Origin of the sequence: Cognataquiflexum rubidum (assembly GCF_022538115.1) — a bacterium.
In the GTDB taxonomy this organism is placed as follows: domain Bacteria; phylum Bacteroidota; class Bacteroidia; order Cytophagales; family Cyclobacteriaceae; genus Cognataquiflexum; species Cognataquiflexum rubidum.
Map to the genome: position 1 here is coordinate 182,492 of NZ_JAKZAL010000004.1, position 17,013 is coordinate 199,504.

16 protein-coding genes are annotated in these 17,013 nt (G+C 41.9%); 11 read left to right on the plus strand and 5 right to left on the minus strand.

Annotation, left to right across the window (positions count from 1 at the left end; all coding sequences use genetic code 11):
• Positions 1–29 precede the first annotated feature (29 nt).
• The 5 genes from MMU05_RS06655 (at position 30) to MMU05_RS06675 (ending at position 5,503) form a co-directional block, all read left to right on the plus strand.
• On the plus strand, positions 30–491 hold the full coding sequence (locus MMU05_RS06655; RefSeq protein WP_241140898.1) for a hypothetical protein: 462 nt from the start codon (positions 30–32) through the stop codon (positions 489–491).
• 135 nt (positions 492–626) lie between these two features.
• On the plus strand, positions 627–1,694 hold the full coding sequence (locus tag MMU05_RS06660; protein ID WP_418884463.1) for a formylglycine-generating enzyme family protein: 1,068 nt from the start codon (positions 627–629) through the stop codon (positions 1,692–1,694).
• A gap of 203 nt (positions 1,695–1,897) precedes the next feature.
• Positions 1,898–3,094 (plus strand): BamA/TamA family outer membrane protein, encoded by a 1,197-nt coding sequence (locus tag MMU05_RS06665; RefSeq protein ID WP_241140899.1) that lies wholly within the window; start codon positions 1,898–1,900, stop codon positions 3,092–3,094.
• Between the two features lie 1,194 nt (positions 3,095–4,288).
• Positions 4,289–4,576: a hypothetical protein gene (locus tag MMU05_RS06670; protein WP_241140900.1), complete on the plus strand. Its 288-nt coding sequence runs from the start codon at positions 4,289–4,291 to the stop codon at positions 4,574–4,576.
• A 270-nt stretch (positions 4,577–4,846) separates the two neighbouring features.
• A complete protein-coding gene (locus tag MMU05_RS06675) occupies positions 4,847–5,503 on the plus strand; it encodes a DUF6266 family protein (protein WP_241140901.1) in 657 nt (218 codons plus the stop codon).
• 152 nt (positions 5,504–5,655) lie between these two features.
• Here MMU05_RS06675 and MMU05_RS06680 read toward each other — a convergent pair whose 3' ends face one another.
• From MMU05_RS06680 to MMU05_RS06690, 3 genes are all read right to left on the minus strand, one after another.
• Positions 5,656–6,801 carry a hypothetical protein gene (locus MMU05_RS06680; protein WP_241140902.1) on the minus strand — a complete coding sequence of 382 codons (1,146 nt, stop codon included), beginning with the start codon at positions 6,799–6,801 and terminating at the stop codon, positions 5,656–5,658.
• A 155-nt stretch (positions 6,802–6,956) separates the two neighbouring features.
• The gene (locus tag MMU05_RS06685) at positions 6,957–7,586 is read right to left on the minus strand and encodes a response regulator (RefSeq protein WP_241140903.1); all 630 of its coding nucleotides are present in this window, start codon (positions 7,584–7,586) and stop codon (positions 6,957–6,959) included.
• Between the two features lie 58 nt (positions 7,587–7,644).
• Positions 7,645–9,495: an ATP-binding protein gene (locus tag MMU05_RS06690; RefSeq protein WP_241140904.1), complete on the minus strand. Its 1,851-nt coding sequence runs from the start codon at positions 9,493–9,495 to the stop codon at positions 7,645–7,647.
• 206 nt (positions 9,496–9,701) lie between these two features.
• On the opposite strand from MMU05_RS06690, the gene pxpA reads away from it, so the two are divergent.
• From pxpA to MMU05_RS06715, 5 genes are all read left to right on the plus strand, one after another.
• Positions 9,702–10,430 (plus strand): 5-oxoprolinase subunit PxpA, encoded by a 729-nt coding sequence (gene pxpA / locus MMU05_RS06695; RefSeq protein ID WP_241140905.1) that lies wholly within the window; start codon positions 9,702–9,704, stop codon positions 10,428–10,430.
• A 3-nt stretch (positions 10,431–10,433) separates the two neighbouring features.
• Positions 10,434–11,144 carry a 5-oxoprolinase subunit PxpB gene (pxpB, locus tag MMU05_RS06700; RefSeq protein ID WP_241140906.1) on the plus strand — a complete coding sequence of 237 codons (711 nt, stop codon included), beginning with the start codon at positions 10,434–10,436 and terminating at the stop codon, positions 11,142–11,144.
• Complete coding sequence (locus tag MMU05_RS06705; protein WP_241140907.1) at positions 11,137–11,997, plus strand: 5-oxoprolinase subunit C family protein; 861 nt, start codon at positions 11,137–11,139, stop codon at positions 11,995–11,997. The genes pxpB and MMU05_RS06705 overlap by 8 nt, the downstream gene beginning before the upstream one ends.
• Before the next feature lie 208 nt (positions 11,998–12,205).
• Positions 12,206–13,717 (plus strand): DUF4301 family protein, encoded by a 1,512-nt coding sequence (locus MMU05_RS06710; protein WP_241140908.1) that lies wholly within the window; start codon positions 12,206–12,208, stop codon positions 13,715–13,717.
• 66 nt (positions 13,718–13,783) lie between these two features.
• Positions 13,784–14,080 (plus strand): DUF433 domain-containing protein, encoded by a 297-nt coding sequence (locus tag MMU05_RS06715; RefSeq protein ID WP_241140909.1) that lies wholly within the window; start codon positions 13,784–13,786, stop codon positions 14,078–14,080.
• 62 nt (positions 14,081–14,142) lie between these two features.
• Here MMU05_RS06715 and MMU05_RS06720 read toward each other — a convergent pair whose 3' ends face one another.
• The gene (locus MMU05_RS06720; protein ID WP_241140910.1) at positions 14,143–15,057 is read right to left on the minus strand and encodes a helix-turn-helix transcriptional regulator; all 915 of its coding nucleotides are present in this window, start codon (positions 15,055–15,057) and stop codon (positions 14,143–14,145) included.
• Positions 15,058–15,456: 399 nt separating this feature from the next.
• Between MMU05_RS06720 and MMU05_RS06725 the strand changes: the two genes are divergently transcribed.
• The gene (locus MMU05_RS06725; protein ID WP_241140911.1) at positions 15,457–16,230 is read left to right on the plus strand and encodes a hypothetical protein; all 774 of its coding nucleotides are present in this window, start codon (positions 15,457–15,459) and stop codon (positions 16,228–16,230) included.
• Here the strand turns inward: MMU05_RS06725 and MMU05_RS06730 are convergent.
• Entirely contained in the window at positions 16,132–17,007 is an 876-nt protein-coding gene (locus tag MMU05_RS06730; RefSeq protein WP_241140912.1) for a DUF5777 family beta-barrel protein, read from the minus strand. The genes MMU05_RS06725 and MMU05_RS06730 overlap by 99 nt on opposite strands.
• Positions 17,008–17,013 lie beyond the last annotated feature (6 nt).

Genomic DNA, 17,013 nt, shown 5'->3' on the forward strand with positions numbered 1-17,013 from the left:
TTTAACTCAACTAAAAAAAAAAAACTTTTATGAAAACAAAATTATTTGCCCTATTGATTTTCTTTGCTCTTCCTCTGATCAGCAATGCCCAACAAATCAACGACGAGATCAAATTGATCCAATCAGCTTTTGGAATGGAAAAGCGTGCTCTAGTAGAGCAGTACATGGCACTGCCTGCAGATTCGGGTTTTTGGCCAGTCTATGAAGCATACGAAGTAGAAAGAAGAGAGCTGATGAAGGCAAGAGTCCTTCTTATCAATGAGTACCTTGAAAAGCTACCAAATCTTACAGAAACTGACGCAGACGCCTTGGCGATAAAGGCCATGAAAAACAATGCAAGTCTCAACGGTCTCACTGCCAAGCATTATAAAAAAGTAAAGAAATCCATCGGTGCGATCAATGCAGCGAAGTTTGTACAGTTGGAAAACTACGTTCAGAATACCATTCTTCTAGCTATCACTGAAAGACTGCCTTTCATTGGAGAGCTTTAATTTGTTGAAATTTTGAAACTTATAAACCTGTTCCTTTATTTGGGAGCAGGTTTTTTTATTCCTTCTGGCAAAAACCAGATATTGCTATTATTCTAGGACTGACCTACCTTTATGAAACCAAATTTAAAGCCACCCATGAAAAAATCCCACTATTTTGCAGTTCCGGTTTTGTTGACAGGATTTCTTTTTGCCCAATGTAATCCTAAGGAAAAAGAGGTAGAAGTCACGGCAAATGAGATACAGCAAGCCTCGGATTTTTCGAAGGAAGGGATGGTTTGGATTGAAGGCGGTTCGTTTTTTATGGGTACCAATGAGCAGGAAGCTTATCATGTAGAAAGGCCGGCAGTAAAGAGGGAAGTCAAAGGTTTTTGGATGGATGTGACGGAAGTGACCAATGCCCAATATGCCAAATTTGTGGAAGAGACCGGTTATGTAACCGTTGCAGAAAGGCCATTGGATTGGGAAGAAATGAAAGTTCAGCTTCCTCCCGGCACCCCTAGACCGGCTGATAAGGACATGCAACCCGGTTCCTTGGTTTTTTCTCCACCTGCCCAGGCTGTCTCGACACAAACAAATGACCTAGCACTTTGGTGGAAATGGGTAGACGGTGCAAGCTGGAAACATCCAGAAGGTCCTGGAAGTAGTATGAAAGGAAAAGAAAACCATCCTGTCGTGCACATGGCAGATGAGGATGCCGAAGCCTATGCTAAATGGGCCGGAAAAAGACTTCCCACAGAAGCCGAATGGGAATATGCCGCCAAGGGAGGTAAAGAAAGCCAACGCTACGCTTGGGGCGCGGATTTCCAGCCAAACGGGCAATTTATGGCGAATACTTTCCAAGGGGATTTTCCTCATGCCAATGAAGGAAGGGATGGCTTTTTGGGTACAGCTCCTGTCAAAAGCTTTCCGCCAAACGATTTTGGTCTGTATGACATCATAGGCAATGTATGGGAAATGACGAGTGACTGGTTTGATGCAGCTACCTTTCTCAGAATGTCCGGTGAGGCTCCGGCACTTGACAGTGCAATCAGCAAATGCTACAATCCGGATAATCCTTACGCCATTGAAAAAGTCATCAAAGGAGGTTCTTTCCTCTGTGCGGATGATTACTGTATCAATTACCGGCCCTCAGCCCGACAGGGACACGCTTACGACAGCGGTACTTCCAATGTAGGATTCAGGTGCGTGGCTGACGGGAAATAATCACCAAACGAAAGCTACGACATCAGGGATCCATTGATACTGACTGTTCATTTTCCTTTTTAGAAAATTATTCAGTACATTCAATATAGCTGTGCGTGTTTTTCCTTGACAGTTTGCATTTGATCGCTTGCTTTGTATCATTCTAAGTTAAACGCTGTATTTAGAAATAATACCCCCAAACCATCCACCGTAATTTCGATACCATGAAGGTACTTTCTGTGATCATCATATTTTTGGGCATTTTTCAGGAATTGAAAGCCCAGGATACTACAGTTTACAAACCCAATAGAATCCATGAATTCAAATGGGTGCCTTTGCCAGCTGTAGGCTCCAACCCGGCAAATGGTTGGATGTTTGGTTTGGCCCCTTCGGCAACATGGTATATGGGCAATCCTGCTGACACCAAAATGTCGAATTTTGTAGGGAATTTCCTTTACACGACCAAAAAACAGTGGATTTTTAGCTCAAGAAGCAACATCTTTTTGGACAAGAACAAATGGATACTTGTCGGTGACTGGCGTTATTTCATCACCTCTCAGCCTACATTTGGATTGGGAAGCAGTGCACCAAATGAACCCGGCGAAGATCCCGCGAGACCGGGAGTTTGGCGGGGCGAGCAGCAAATGGATTTTAGCCTGATCCGGTTTTACGAAACCGTATTAAGGAGGATTGGGGATTCAAAGTTTTATCTTGGAATGGGTTATCATTTTGATCTACACTCGAAGATTACCAATTTTTCCGATGAGGAAAATGCTCCCGAGCTCGAATTTTCACATGATGCTTATAACATTGCCCGTGGGATTTCGACAGATAAATATATTCTGTCAGGAATTACCCTCAATGCCATCATGGAAAACAGGGACATCGCGGTTTCTCCTTACGAAAAAAACTTTGCACTCCTCTCCTACAAGGTCAATCCCACTTTCCTTGGTTCAGTCAAATCCTCAAGCACCATTTTGATGGACTACAGACACTATTTCAACCTCAGCCAAAGAAGAAAAAGACACCTGATTGCAGTTTGGGGAATGGGCAATTTTCTTGTATCAGGCGAACTACCTTATATGAACCTGCCTTCCATAGGTTGGGATATGTTTGGCAGGTCGGGCCGTGCTTATGCCCAAGGTAGATTTAGAGGTGAAAGTATGGTCTACACCGAAGCTGAATACCGCTTTCCTTTACAGCAAAACAAGGAAACCTTTGGTGGAACTGTTTTTGTCAATGCGGGTAGTTTCAGCAGTCGTGACACCAATGAGAAACTTTTTGAGCAATTTAATCCGGGATATGGATTGGGCCTACGCGTCATGATCAACAAGAAAAACCGCACCACGATCACTGCAGACTATGGTTGGGGCCAAAAAGGCAATTCAGGTTTTTACCTCAATGTGAACGAGAGTTTTTAAAAAGTGGATTTTTATTAACAAAGGAGCGGATCTAATCCTTGTAAACAAATTCGACGGGTTAGCATTTTTGCAGAAAAAAGTTGTGAATTTGGGACCGACCCTAAAGGTTATTCAATCTCGCCAATGTTTATGTCTCCACAATCATTATTCATTCTGAACCGCCAATGTTTGTGTCCCCACAAACATTATTCATTCTCCTCTCCTGCTACGAATCTCCTGCGAGAGGTATATTTTTTAACCGCAAAGGACTCAATGGTTTCGCTAAGGTCGCAAAGGATTTTGAAGGCACCTGTTTTTGGCGGAAACCCTATTTCCCCATTTGCATTTCCTCGGCCAAAAACCGGAATTGTTGTTCTCGTTTTTTACCCCGAGTTGCTCCCGATAGCTATCGGGATTACTCGGGGCTACCCATATTTGATCCCTGTGGGATCATTCGTCGCCGCCAATGTTTATGTCTCCACAAACATCATTCATTCGCCGCCGCCAATGTTTGTGTCTCCACAAACATTATTCATTCTCCTCCTTTTCACTTTTGCTCTGCGTCTCCGCGTGAGATATATTTTTTAACTGCAAAGGACTCAATGGTTTCGCAATGGCCGAAAAGGATTTTGAACGCACCTGTTTTTGGTGGAAACTCTAATTCACTATTCGTCGCTAACATCCGGATAACCTAAAATTGACCCCAACGGGGTCGAACCTTGAATTGCCCCGGGTTTCAACCCGGGAGTCAAAATGTACGACAAGACCCGGCCAACCCTGAAGGGGTTGAATCAATTTCAAGAATTGACCTTCCCTGTTTTTGGCGGAAACCCTATTTCCCCATTTGCATTTCCTCTGCCAAAAGCCAGAATCGTTGTTCTCTTTTTTTACCCCGAGTTGCTCCCGATAGCTATCGGGATTACTCGGGGCTACCCATATTTGATCCCTGTGGGATCATTCGTCGCCGCCAATGTTTGTGTCCCCACAAACATTATTCATTCTCCTCCTTTTCACTTTTGCTCTGCGTCTTTGCGTGAGGTATATTTTTTACCGCAAAGGACTCAATGGTTTCGCAATGGCCGAAAAGGATTTTGAACGCACCTGTTTTTGGCGGAAACTCTAATTCACTATTCGTCGCTAACATCCGGATAACCTAAAATTGACCCCAACGGGGTCGAACCTTGAATTGCCCCGGGTTTCAACCCGGGAGTCAAAATGTACGACAAGACCCGGCCAACCCTGAAGGGGTTGAATCAATTTCAAGAATTGACCTTCCCTGTTTTTGGCGGAAACCCTATTTCCCCATTTGCATTTCCTCTGCCAAAAGCCAGAATCGTTGTTCTCTTTTTTTACCCCGAGTTGCTCCCGATAGCTATCGGGATTACTCGGGGCTACCCATATTTGACCACTACGTGGTCGGTCGACGTCGCCAATGTTTGTGTCTCCACAAACATTATTCATTCTGAATTCTTTATTTCTTTCAACCTGAGGGATGAAAAATAACATTAAAAATAGTTTAACCCCCTTTTCCCTAAGTCCAAAGCCATACCAGTCATACTGACTCCCTTCACCATAGTACCCTCCCATTTGTAGATACCATACCCATTGACCAATCCATGACCAATGCATCACCATTCAAACTCCAATCCTTCATCAATAATATTTTTGTTATTGAAGCCCAAAGCATAAAGGGAACAGAGGGTTTTGGTTGTCGAGTTTGGTAGTTCTAATTTATTATTTATATATTAAGTTTTCATTTTAAAAGTCACCCATATGGCAAGAGTAAATGATTCATCCGGAGGAGAATTCAATGGTAAAGTTGGAGGATTAGTGTATTATCAAGTTGAAGGCAAAACCTATGTCCGGCAAGCACCACCCAAGCAGACCAAGGCAAAAAAGAAAAAGACATCACCGCTTAGAAGACTGTACCAGAGCAAAATGACCCTTACCCAAAGTCACCTGAAATCGCTTACAAGAGCCATAGCATTTGGTTTTCAAAATTTTGCGGAAGGAGCAAGAAGGCCTTTCCACGCCTGTGTTTCCTATACTTTAAACAATGCCTTCATTGCTGATGGGCCAAATTTTGCAATCGATCCTGCATTGATAAAGGTTAGTCTGGGACCGCTATTACCTCCGATAAATGCAATAGCAGAAAAATTGGACCATGGTATTTATATCACTTGGCAAAGCAATGCGCATATTTCAAATGCAAAACCATGGGACAAAGCTTTTATAGTCCTACACCATCCCGAGCAAATGCTGTCGGAAAATACCACCTTTGGCAAAGACAGGTCGTCTGAAAGCCAGTTCATTTCACTATCCGTTCATTCGCTTCAGAAAAAATGGCATATTTACCTCGCCTTCAGTCAGGAGCAAACACACAATGGAAAATTATTGCTCTCTGATTCTGTTTACTTGGGATGCTTTTAAAAGAACCCGAACTCCGTGGTAAAACCATCACCCCATTTAGCGACCCTTTGTGAAAACTTAGCGTCCATTACGGTAAAAAATTAGCCTGAAATCAAAGTAATAAAGGATAAAGCTAAAAGCCTTATCCCTTATTGATGGAAAATAAGCAATAATCAAGGATCAATAGTTACCTGTCCGATTTGACCTGTGGATATATTACAGGTATTGATCAAAGAAATCTGGTAGGTACAACCTGCAGTCATATTTGCAAGCGGTATTGCAACCGTCAACTCGGTTCCTGCTACGTTGGAAACCGGAGCTATGGTCGTCATAGGACATCCTGCACTATTGGTACTGATAAATCTCGCCTCTTTGTACCAATTCAACCCTTTTCCCTTGATTTTGATTTCGGGATTGCCTCCTGCACCTTTCGATGCCCTCTGTGCCGAGAACGACTCTATACTTTCTTCAGGAAATGTTCGGACCGGATAAGAAAATTTCTCTGATTGGATATTTGTCCCTTCAATGATTGCCACAAAATCCATCATCGTCGAAAATCTACCGGGACGGATCGGGTCGGGCGTACAAATCCCGGTGGCAAAATCTATAGGTATAACAAACTTGTAACCACTTGCACAATTGGTAGGACCGGTACTTTCAATCTTCGTAAGAGGAATTACAGCACCATTGACGAGCAGTTTCATTTTGTTATCAATCCCCGAGCTTGAACCGTATACTCCTACTCCCGGAATGCTGATTTGATTCTCAAGTTCTTTCCCGGGAATTATTCCTGAGCCTTGGAACAATGAATTGGTGTAGCAAATGCTTGAAATATAAGGTATTCCAAGGAGTTTGATCTTTTTCGAAACCACCGTTTTTCCATTTGCAGTTATACTTATACTAGGATCAACAACACCACAAGCTCTTTTTCCTCCGTTTTGATCTGCAGTTTTGTAAGGAACCTTTATCGTGAGAGAGGTCGGAGTAGCCTTGAGGACTGTAGCTTTCCTCCATCCGGTAGAATCATTCCTATTATCTGAAGGACAACTACTCAATGAAGCGGTCTCATTTTTGAGCCAAACAAAATTATCTTCAAGTTTGGCACTAAATCCCGTGCCATTGATAGTTACTTCTTCTCCCCAAAAAACAATTTCAGGAGTAGTTTCTGTAATTTCAAGTTTGGTCACAACCGGAATATTTGGATTGTTTACGTTGTTTGGTCCCTCCTCCTCCGAACAGCCAAATGACCCCAGGATAAAGACGATAAGCAGTGGCCTTAAGAGGACCTCATTGCAAAATGGGAAGGTAATTTTTCTCATAACTGATTAAGTTAAATGATGGAATATTTCAAAAATCATGAAAGACAGCCTGTTAAAACTTCAACCTGACTGATTTGCTTAAAGTAAAATTGCTGAAATAGACCAATAACCACAATACCCTAAAAGGGGGATAAAAATCAAGAAGAATCAAAAAATCAGACCAGTTTTTCATTCAAGGCTTTGCTTACGGCCTCGATCTGGGAGTGTACCTGCAGCTTTTCATAGATCCGCTTGATGTGGGTCCTGACTGTTTCGAGGCTGATCTGCAGGTCAGAGGCGATCAGTTTGAAACTGTTGCCGGTGGCCAAAGATTTCAGGATTTCCTTTTCCCTGACCGAAAGCTGGTAATTAACCTGTGGTTTGAGAAATTGCATTTGGGAAATAATGAGTCGGGCAATGGAAGGACTCATAGGTGCACCTCCTGATAAAACTTCTTCTATCGACTGGACCAACCTGTCAGATGCATTTCTTTTCAGAAGATAGCCATTTGCCCCGGATTGCAGGGCTTCAAAAATATGGCCTTGGTCATCAAACACCGTCAACATGATAATTTGGGCACTTTGGTCAATGGCCCTGATTTTTTTGACTGCCTCTACCCCTGTAATTCCGGGCATTTCGATGTCCATCACAATCACATCAGGTTTCAACTCCGTGACTTCCCTGACGACATTACGGGCATCTCCAAAATCCCCCACCACTTCATATTCCTCTCTCAATCTCAATAAATGGCATATCCCTTCCCTAAGGTCAGTATTGTCGTCATAAATCAAAATCTTGGTTGGCATAGGGAAAACATTTGAATTTTAAAGCTATCGATTGGCACAGCCATTTACAATACCCAAATCAGGGGATATGAACTTTGAAGTGGATGGAAGTTCCTTGGCCAACTTGGGAATTGATGGTCAAATCTCCTTGGATCTGCTCCGCCCGCAGGCGCATATTCCTTAGTCCGTTTCCTTTTTCGCCGGATTCATGGATATCAAAACCCTTTCCATCATCAATGATCGAGAGGTGAAACCATTGGTTTTTGAACCCAACTTCTATCTCCACATTTTCTGCGAAACTGTATTTAGCACTGTTGTTTACCGCTTCTTTGAAAATCAGGTAGATATTCTTTCTGATCAAGGGATTGATCTTCGATTCTAAATCTTCTTCATCGGACTTGAATCTATAAAGGATGCCCTGAGATTCGAATACCTCGGAGGCAAAATCCTTCATCTTAGAGATTACTTTTTGGACACTGTCATTGGAGGGGTTGATAGACCAAACGATGTGCGAGAGACTGTCCAAAATGGTTTTGCTGTTTTCCTGAATTTTTTGGAGCTGTGAAGCGACAAGGTTGCCGTCATCAATCTTGAGTAAGGCGATCCTGCTGTTGATGTCTATGCTCGACAAAGTGGATCCAAGGTCATCGTGTAAGTCTGAGGAAATCTGGTTTCTCAGTTCCTGTTCTTTGAGTTTTTGGCTGAGCTGGTATCTGTTGAAAATCAGGTAAGCCAATATGATCGCCAATAAAAAAACAGCGACTACAAAATATTGCAGTTGCATCCTCCGCCGGGACCTGCTGCTCTCGAGGTCAATGTTGGCTTTGAGTAAGGCGATTTCCTGCTCCTGCTTTTCGGATTCGAATTTTTCTTTGAGCTCCGCCATTTTCTGAAGCTGCATCTGATTGGCAAGGCTGTCTTTGAGCTGCAGCGACATCCCGAGCTGTTTGGTGGCCTTTTCCCACTGTCCTGTCTTTTGGTACAATGCTGCCAATTCCACAGATGCATCGTATTGGTAATTGGTAAATCCAAGGCTGTCACTGACTGCATAAGCCATAGAAAGGTATCGGTCTGCATCTTCATATTTCCCCATTGAAACCTGCGTCTTGCCCACCACTATGGCTTCGTAGGCTACATCGGCCATATTTCCCAATTTTTCAAACAAACGGAAGGCTGCCAAATAATCCCCCAATGAAGCCTGAAAATCACCTTTTTGGTAATGGCTGTCTCCAAGATGTTCCCTGATCATGGCCAATTGGTAATCGTTGTTTGGTTGGTTTTGTGCTAAGGACAAACATTTTTCAAGCACTGTCAGGCTGCTGTCTGCGAGGTTCATTTTTCTCAATAAAATACTGAGGCTTATAGCAGTGTTGACCGACCTCCGGATATCACCGAGTTTTTCAAATCCGGTTATGGCTTGATTGAAATATGAAACAGATTTTTCTAAGTCACCTTGTTCGCGGTACAAAATCCCCAAAAGCCGCTTGGTATCTGTCTGAAGGGGTAGGTCACCGATTTTATTGGCTAGTGACTCGGCCTCCAAAGCATAATCCAAAGCTTCAGCAAAGCGGGATTGCTTGGTCAAAACTTCAGTGATATTGATATTTACCCTGACCACATCATAGTTTGAAGAAGTGCTTTCGAATAGCTTTTTTGCTTCATGAAGAGATACAAGGGAGGAATCCATTTTGCCTTTGTGCATGTACGCCCAACCCAAGGCATTGTAGGAATTTGCCATTCCCTTGGTAAATCGTCTTTCTTTTGAAAGTTTCAATACATCTTTGGCAATTTGAAGGGCTGAATCCGAATTGACCGAAGCGAGCTCAAATGCAGAGGTCGCTTTCTTAAGAAGAATAGAATCAGGTTCCTGAGAAAAAGAAAAAACCGACAGGCATAAGAAGAACACAACCAACACAGGGGATTTATACATAAGCAGTCCGGGGAGATGTCATAATATTAAATGTAGGAATATTTCATTTTTTTACCCAAAGATTCATTTGGATATCGTTCATAGAGATATCAAACCAAATTTGTTGGCAGGTTTGTGTTTTATGGAATTGGTAAAAAAATTGAATCCGATAAAAACCATTCAGGTTCAGGCCCCAATTCAACAAGGATTTTGTTACTTTTAACCTGATGAAAAAAAACATTTTTCCTTTTGATATCAATTGTGACCTTGGGGAAGGAATGGACAATGATGGGGAGTTGATGCCTTTGCTTGACAGTGCCAATATCGCCTGCGGAGGACATACGGGAGATGAAAAAAGCATCATTGATGCTCTACAGCTTGCCAAAAAATTTGGAGTAAAAGTAGGTGCCCATCCCTCCTTTCCGGACAGGGAAAATTTTGGGAGAAAGTTCATGGAAATAGAACATAAGCTGCTCCACACGATTATTTTAAAGCAAATCCAATTTTTTGAAAAGATATGTCAGCACCAAGAGATGTCCATGAATCACATCAAGGCGCATGGTGCTTTGTATAATTTTGCTGCCAAAAATGACCTAACAGCTTTTATTCTGATCCATTTGGTCGAAGAATATTTCCCCGATACCATTTTCTATTGTCCCGCAGAATCACTGATGGCGGCTATGGCGATAGAATCCGGAATCAAGATCAAAAGGGAAGTTTTCGCGGACAGAAGCTACAATGACGACCTGACCTTGGTAGACAGAAGTAAACCAAAAGCATTGCTTACCGACCCTCAGGAAGTGATAGAACATGTTGGCTGGATGGTTCATGAACAAAAAATCAAAACCGTCACCGGAAATTTTATCCCCATCGAAGCAGAAACCATCTGTGTCCACGGAGATAATCCTGCAGCCTTGGAAATTTTAAAATGTATCAGAGCACATTTTGGCCAATAAGATATGGATATCAGGATTTTTAGGATTCACAGCAAATTGATAGAACTGGTCTGGCCAAAAGAAATTTCCCATGACATTCTTCATGAACAGCAACAGGTAAAGCGGTTTTTGGAGATGGAGTACGCTGAAGGCATCCGTGAAATAAGGATGGGGTTCAACACACTTTCATTGAAACTCAGGATTGAAATCAGCGAGGAAGATTGCAGAGATATCCTGGAAGAGATCTATCAGTTGCCAAAAATCCTCGGGACTTTTGCTTCCAAAATATGGAAAGTCCCTGTCTGCTATTGCACCGAATTTGGAAAAGACTTAGAAAAACTGGCACAGATCCATCAACTCAGCATTGACGAAATCATAAAAATTCATTCGGAAACAGTTTATACCTTACATTTTTACGGCTTTTTGCCGGGTTTCATGTATCTCGGAGGATTGGATGAAAAACTATTCACGCCTAGAAAAAGATCACCTGAAAGGTCAATGCCTGTCGGAACCGTAGCGATTGGGGGAAAACAGACCGGAATCTATCCTTCCGAAAGTCCCGGAGGCTGGCACGCCATAGGCCAATGTCCGGTCAGACTTTTCGATATTTCCAAAGAAATTCCGGTTATTCCGGCCGTGGGTGACAAAATCAAATTTGAACCCACCACAAGAGAAGTTTTCGTAGAAATAAAACAACTCTCCCATCAAGGTCTCTATATCTGGCATCATGATTAAAACGCCTGCATACATCCATTTTGTCCAACCAGGGTTATTGTCCTCCATTCAGGACCTTGGGAGATTTGGTATGGCAGTTTATGGAGTGCCTTATTCTGGAGTGATGGACAGGTTCTCGATGACCCAAGCCAACTATTTACTTCAAAACCAATTCTACGATTCGGTTTTGGAAATGGGAGGTCCCGGAGCCAAGATGGTTTTTGAGATGCCCACCCGGGTAGTTTTCGCAGGGGCTGATGCGGACATTTATCTCAATGACAAACAAGTAAAAGCCGGTAAAATCCTTGATATCAATGAAGATGATACCATCCATGTCCGCAAATTCCGAAAAGGCCAATGGCTTTATATGGGAATACAGGGAGGTTTTGAATCTGAAATCGTGGCTGAAAGCAGAAGTTGGTACTCAGGCATTACGCCTCAATCGAGAATTGAAAAAAGTGATTCTGTCTGCTACCTCTCTGAAGAGCGCTTCTACCCTGCTTTGGGTTCACATGCCAAAATGAACCTCAATTGGTTCAAGCATGGGGAAATCAAAGTATTCAAAGGTCCTGAATGGGATCAATTGCCCAAGCTGACGCAAAACAGGATCATGAAAAAGTCTTTTACCATTTCCACATTGGTCAATAGGATGGCGTACCAACTCGAAGAAACCATAGAAAATGAGGTGGAACCCATTCTGACTGCACCGGTCTATCCGGGTACAGTTCAGTTGACGCCAAACGGAAACATTATCATCCTCATGCGGGATGCGCAGGTGACAGGCGGATATCCTAGGATATTGCACGTGGAAAACAATTCCCTCAACATCCTTTCCCAAAAAAGACCGGGTGATAAAATTAGCTTTAGCATCTAGAAAAAAGCTTCCATCCTATATATTCAATATCTGTAAAGTCATTGAAATTGGAATACCATTTAATTCTTTTCAAACAGATATTGATAGATATTGGATATTTATGGATATTGATTTTTCAATCATGATTTATCCCAATTTACACTTCAAACAACCAATACCAGAAATCCATATATCATTAAAAAATTTTTGAACCAATAACCATTCAACCATGAACGTACAGCTTGAAAAGCAGATTTTGAGTCAGGGTATGTCCCTTGAAAATGCCAAAGAACAGCTCAAAAACTTCAAAGAAGGATTCCCATTTTTACCAATCGAAAGGGCAGCTACCATCGGTGACGGAATCAAATTATTGACCGATTCCGAATTGGCACATTTCCAAAAAACCTATCCGGAAAAAGCAAAGCAAAAAGAAGTAGTCAAATTTGTACCTGCCAGCGGTGCCGCTACGAGGATGTTCAAAGACCTTTTTTCCTTTGTGGAAGGTGACGGAGATATTTCCAAAAACAAGTTTGTAGACAAATTCATCAGTCAGATCGAAAAGTTTGCATTCTATGAAGACCTGGACAATACCCTCAAAAAAGAAGGATCAAGCATCCGCGAGGCTTTGGAAAATAAGGAATACAAAAAAATCATTTCGGCCCTGCTCAATGATTCGGGATTGGGATATGGAAATCTCCCCAAAGGATTATTGAAATTCCATAAATATGCTGACCACAATAGAACTCCGGCTTACGAACACCTGATCGAAGGGTGGATGTACAGTTTGGGAAAAGGCAATACCATCAGGCTCCATTTTACGGTTTCTCCTGACCACGAGCCAAAGTTTAAGTCATTGATTGCTGAAGTTCAGCCAAAGCTGGAAAAGGAATATGGGGTCAAGTTCGATATTACCTATTCGCAACAAAAGAAATCCACCGATACGATAGCGGTAACGATGGATAACGAGCCTTTTGTAGAGGAAGATGGCAGCGTGTTGTTCAGACCGGCAGGACACGGCGCATTGCTCGAAAACCTGAATGACATCGACGGAGATGTGATTTTCATCAAAAACATTGACAATGAAGTTCCCGACAGGTTGAAGCAGACTACCAAGGAATATAAGATTGCAATCGGGGGATTGTTGCTTGAGATACAGGAGAAGGTCTTCGAAGCCTTGAAAAAGTTGGATCAGAATGTAGATGAATCTGCAGTGTCTTTTGCCGAGAAGGTGGTTACTGACTCATTGGGCGGAATTTTACCTGATTCCTACCATGGGAAAAGTATTGCTGAAAAAGGAAAATACCTGCACCACAAACTCAACAGACCTTTGCGCGTCTGCGGGATGGTCAAGAATACCGGGGAACCGGGAGGTGGACCTTTTTGGGTGAAAGAGGATGACGGTTCGCTTTCTTTACAGATCGCTGAGACTGCACAGATCGACCTTTCCAACCCAAAACACAAAGAGATTTTCTCTGCCTCTACCCACTTCAATCCTGTGGATTTGGTATGTGCCACGAAGGATTACAAGGGGAATAAATTTGACTTGTTGAAATTCAGGGATATGCGGACAGGGTTCATCACCGAAAAGTCAAAAAGCGGACGTGACTTAAAAGCATTAGAATTGCCGGGATTGTGGAACGGCGCCATGGCAGGATGGAATACCGTATTCGTGGAAGTACCCTTGATTACTTTCAATCCTGTGAAGACGGTGAATGATTTATTGAGAGACGAGCATCAATAAGACGTGAGATTTGAGATGGGAGAATTGAGATAGATTCTAAGAAAATAAAAAGATTCCTAAAGAGAATTGAAAGAAAGAGCCATGATGAAAATTGTGGCTCTTTTGTTTAAATTGAATTGGCATAAAAATATTACTGCAATGACTTATCGAAACCTAATTGAAAGAAACCCTGATGTATTATTGGGAAAACCGATAATAAAAGGGACTAGAATTTCTATAGAACTTGTAATAAGAAAACTAGGGGAAGGATATTCCATCGAAGATTTATTGGAAAACTATCCACATATTTCAAAAGAACAGATTTTGGCAGCTCTTCAGTTTGCGGCTGATATGATATCTCTTGAAGAAAACATCGAAGTCTAGTGTGACAAAAATATTGAGGATTTTTAAAGTCTCATATCTCATATCTCACATCTCTCCTCTCACTAAAAAAATTTAGCTTTCTCCAGTTGCTCTGCCAGATACAATTTGAGCTCCTCTCCTTCTACCACCTTAATTTCTCCGGGTAAGCCAAGGATAAAACGGGCCAATCCCGGCAACTGAGGTACTTCTCCTTCAAAATAATATTGATTCCGGTTTTTGGTGTAGGTAAATGGTTTGGCATCGGGGAATTCTTCGATCATCAGCTGATAGGCTTTTTTGGTGAGTTTGAGGTGGACGGTAAACTGACTTTTGCCTGAAAATCCAAACAATCCCTGTTCCAAAGGCTGATGCAAGGATTGATATCTAAAGACTTTGGATGTTAACAACACCTCTCCTATCCGCTCAATTTTAAACATTTTCATCTCTTTGGTTTCTACTTCCAAAGCATAGATGGAGTCAAAGTTTTTATTGAATGCAACCGGTTCGACCAACCTGTCTGTAACGGAATCCGAACTCATCGAATAGTAATCTCTCAGGATTACCTGATTTTGGTCCTTGATCGCATGTGAAATCAGGTCTACAAAAATCCCGAGGTTGGCATTGAAAAGCTGATTTACACTTTGCCTGAAATCTGAACGGATATTGATTTTTTGAAGGATAGAATCTTTAAGTAGGTTTTTCTGGCTGCTTTTGTTGATCAGTTCATTCATGAATCCGATTTCTTCCTCATTGAAAGTACCGAAAACATGTTCAATGGGAATTTCCACGCGGTCCACAATCCTGAATTTGGAATGCTTCTTCTCTATTTCAAATCCCAAAGCTTCCAATAACTTGAAATATCGGTAAATCGTCCTTGAGTCTGTATTGAGGGATTCGGCCAACCTGTGTACATTTTTCCCGATATTTCCCCGCAGAAGGTTGATGAGTTTAAAGACACGAAGAATCTTTTGTTGTTCTATGGTATTCGCTTGGGCCATGGGATTAATTTTATAGCCAAAAGATACAACTTTTAGTATTTAACCAAATTCTGATTGACACATAATGTCAGAAAATAATATTAAGCTTTCGAGAATAAAATGATTTTAAATGTACGCATGGTACCTGAAAATGGTAATTCAAAATATTTCAAGATTGGAGATTTGAAAGGTACGGTGCATCGGTCTTCCGACTTCGTCCCGATAGATATCGGGATCCGTCCAGATTGTTGAAAAAAATTGGTTCTTGGCAAAGAAGCGCTTAGCCTATAAATCGATTACCTTTTTTGAGGTTCTACCAGAATAAATTTTTTGGAATGGTTATTGGAATAAAGACGAAAGAAAAAATTGTTTTTGAATTCCACAATGGCAGCACTTTGTTTGATCCTTGATTTTTGGTTTATGAGTTCAACGTTGGAATTATACAATCCCATCTTTCCCAACCACGAACATTTAACATTTTTAATAGGTCCCTTGTCTGTTTTGGCAGCCATGGGGGCCAAAGAATGGAGAAACAAACCCAATTGGAAATCCAGATTCTCGGTACTTGTTGCCCTGGGTATATTTGTGGCATTTTTACTCGAAGATCCAAAAATGGGTGCCTACCTCACAGGAATGGGTCTGTTATATGTTTTTGTTTCAGATCATAAACTCTTCAAACCTGTTTTTGTCTTACTTCTGATTTTACCGGTTGCTGCTAGTTTCTATTTCCAGATCCAAACAAAAAATTATCCCCATTTCAAAAAGCATTTTAATGAATATGTGCTATCCACTGATAATCACGTTCCTATATTGACAAACAACTTTGTCTTTTTAAGCAGGGAAGTATTATTGGGTGAATTGCCTTCGCCTCCAGAAAATCTCTTCAGGGTAGCCGACTGGTATAAAACAATGGATCAAAACCCGGATATGTTCAAGATTTTTATCTATAAATATTACCGACATGCTTACCCTGATGAACAGGAATTTATCTCTTCCTTTGATCTATGGCTTAGCACATCACCCTATAAAACCGTGGAAGAGTTTGAGGACGAATGGATCCACACCAAAACATTCAGAAAAATCCCCAAAGAAGGACTATTTCAGTCCCTTCTTTCTCCCTGTGGCAAAGATCCTATTGACATTGAAACCTATCCTGAATTCATCTCCGGGGGTTCCATTGCCGCCTGCCAATAAATACTGCTCGTTCAGGAATTGGGAAGTGACGAAGTACATCTGAAACACATGTCCCCCTGCTTCTATATCAATTCCCACCCCAAGGTTATTTCTTAAATCGCTATTGAGATTTGGAATCCACTGTAAAGTCAGAGACGATCGGCCTGTCACTTTGTATTTGCCGCTGAATCCCAAAGCCAAATACAGATTTTGGTCACCTTCAATAAAAAAGATGGGATTTGGATCTACAAAATAAGCCATCATCGGTGTGACCTGTACGCTCAATTTGTCCGAAAATTTCCTTGCTCCCATCACCTGAAATGCATAGGAAGTTCTTTCTCCAAATGTGGGCGCATCGTTTTGCAGGAAATCATAATTGGAAGAATTGACGCCTGCACCTCCCATCACCGAAAGGGAAATCGGCATGCTGTTGTTTTGGGTCTGTTTCAGCAAATGATACCTGCCATACAGGTTATAAACCTTGTCGCGGCTTTGACGGGCCGCCCCAAGAGAAAACTTATCGCTGAATGCATATTCAAAACTGAATTGGATATTCGCGCCATTGTCCAATCCCCATAATTCCTGAATCCCGCCATCCAAAGTCCCAAAAGTATGCATGATTGCAAAGTGAAGGTCTTTTTTGACCAAGGGTTCGACGGTCAGCAAATTGATGTGTCGGGGTGCATGGAAAATCAATTCCACTTCTTGGTTTTCGGTGGCCAATTTCCTCTCAAGCTGCGCAAATGCAGGCAAACTGAATGACAGCCCCATCAAAAGGGCCAATGTTTTGAATTTCATAAGATG

Bases quoted from the DNA above. Each gene is read 5' to 3' on its own strand.
- MMU05_RS06655 (WP_241140898.1), top strand. From the start codon at position 30: ATGAAAACAAAATTATTTGCCCTATTGATTTTCTTTGCTCTTCCTCTG.
- MMU05_RS06660 (WP_418884463.1), top strand. From the start codon at position 627: ATGAAAAAATCCCACTATTTTGCAGTTCCGGTTTTGTTGACAGGATTT.
- MMU05_RS06665 (WP_241140899.1), top strand. From the start codon at position 1,898: ATGAAGGTACTTTCTGTGATCATCATATTTTTGGGCATTTTTCAGGAA.
- MMU05_RS06670 (WP_241140900.1), top strand. From the start codon at position 4,289: ATGTACGACAAGACCCGGCCAACCCTGAAGGGGTTGAATCAATTTCAA.
- MMU05_RS06675 (WP_241140901.1), top strand. From the start codon at position 4,847: ATGGCAAGAGTAAATGATTCATCCGGAGGAGAATTCAATGGTAAAGTT.
- MMU05_RS06680 (WP_241140902.1), bottom strand. From the start codon at position 6,801: ATGAGAAAAATTACCTTCCCATTTTGCAATGAGGTCCTCTTAAGGCCA.
- MMU05_RS06685 (WP_241140903.1), bottom strand. From the start codon at position 7,586: ATGCCAACCAAGATTTTGATTTATGACGACAATACTGACCTTAGGGAA.
- MMU05_RS06690 (WP_241140904.1), bottom strand. From the start codon at position 9,495: ATGTATAAATCCCCTGTGTTGGTTGTGTTCTTCTTATGCCTGTCGGTT.
- pxpA (WP_241140905.1), top strand. From the start codon at position 9,702: ATGAAAAAAAACATTTTTCCTTTTGATATCAATTGTGACCTTGGGGAA.
- pxpB (WP_241140906.1), top strand. From the start codon at position 10,434: ATGGATATCAGGATTTTTAGGATTCACAGCAAATTGATAGAACTGGTC.
- MMU05_RS06705 (WP_241140907.1), top strand. From the start codon at position 11,137: ATGATTAAAACGCCTGCATACATCCATTTTGTCCAACCAGGGTTATTG.
- MMU05_RS06710 (WP_241140908.1), top strand. From the start codon at position 12,206: ATGAACGTACAGCTTGAAAAGCAGATTTTGAGTCAGGGTATGTCCCTT.
- MMU05_RS06720 (WP_241140910.1), bottom strand. From the start codon at position 15,057: ATGGCCCAAGCGAATACCATAGAACAACAAAAGATTCTTCGTGTCTTT.
- MMU05_RS06725 (WP_241140911.1), top strand. From the start codon at position 15,457: ATGAGTTCAACGTTGGAATTATACAATCCCATCTTTCCCAACCACGAA.
- MMU05_RS06730 (WP_241140912.1), bottom strand. From the start codon at position 17,007: ATGAAATTCAAAACATTGGCCCTTTTGATGGGGCTGTCATTCAGTTTG.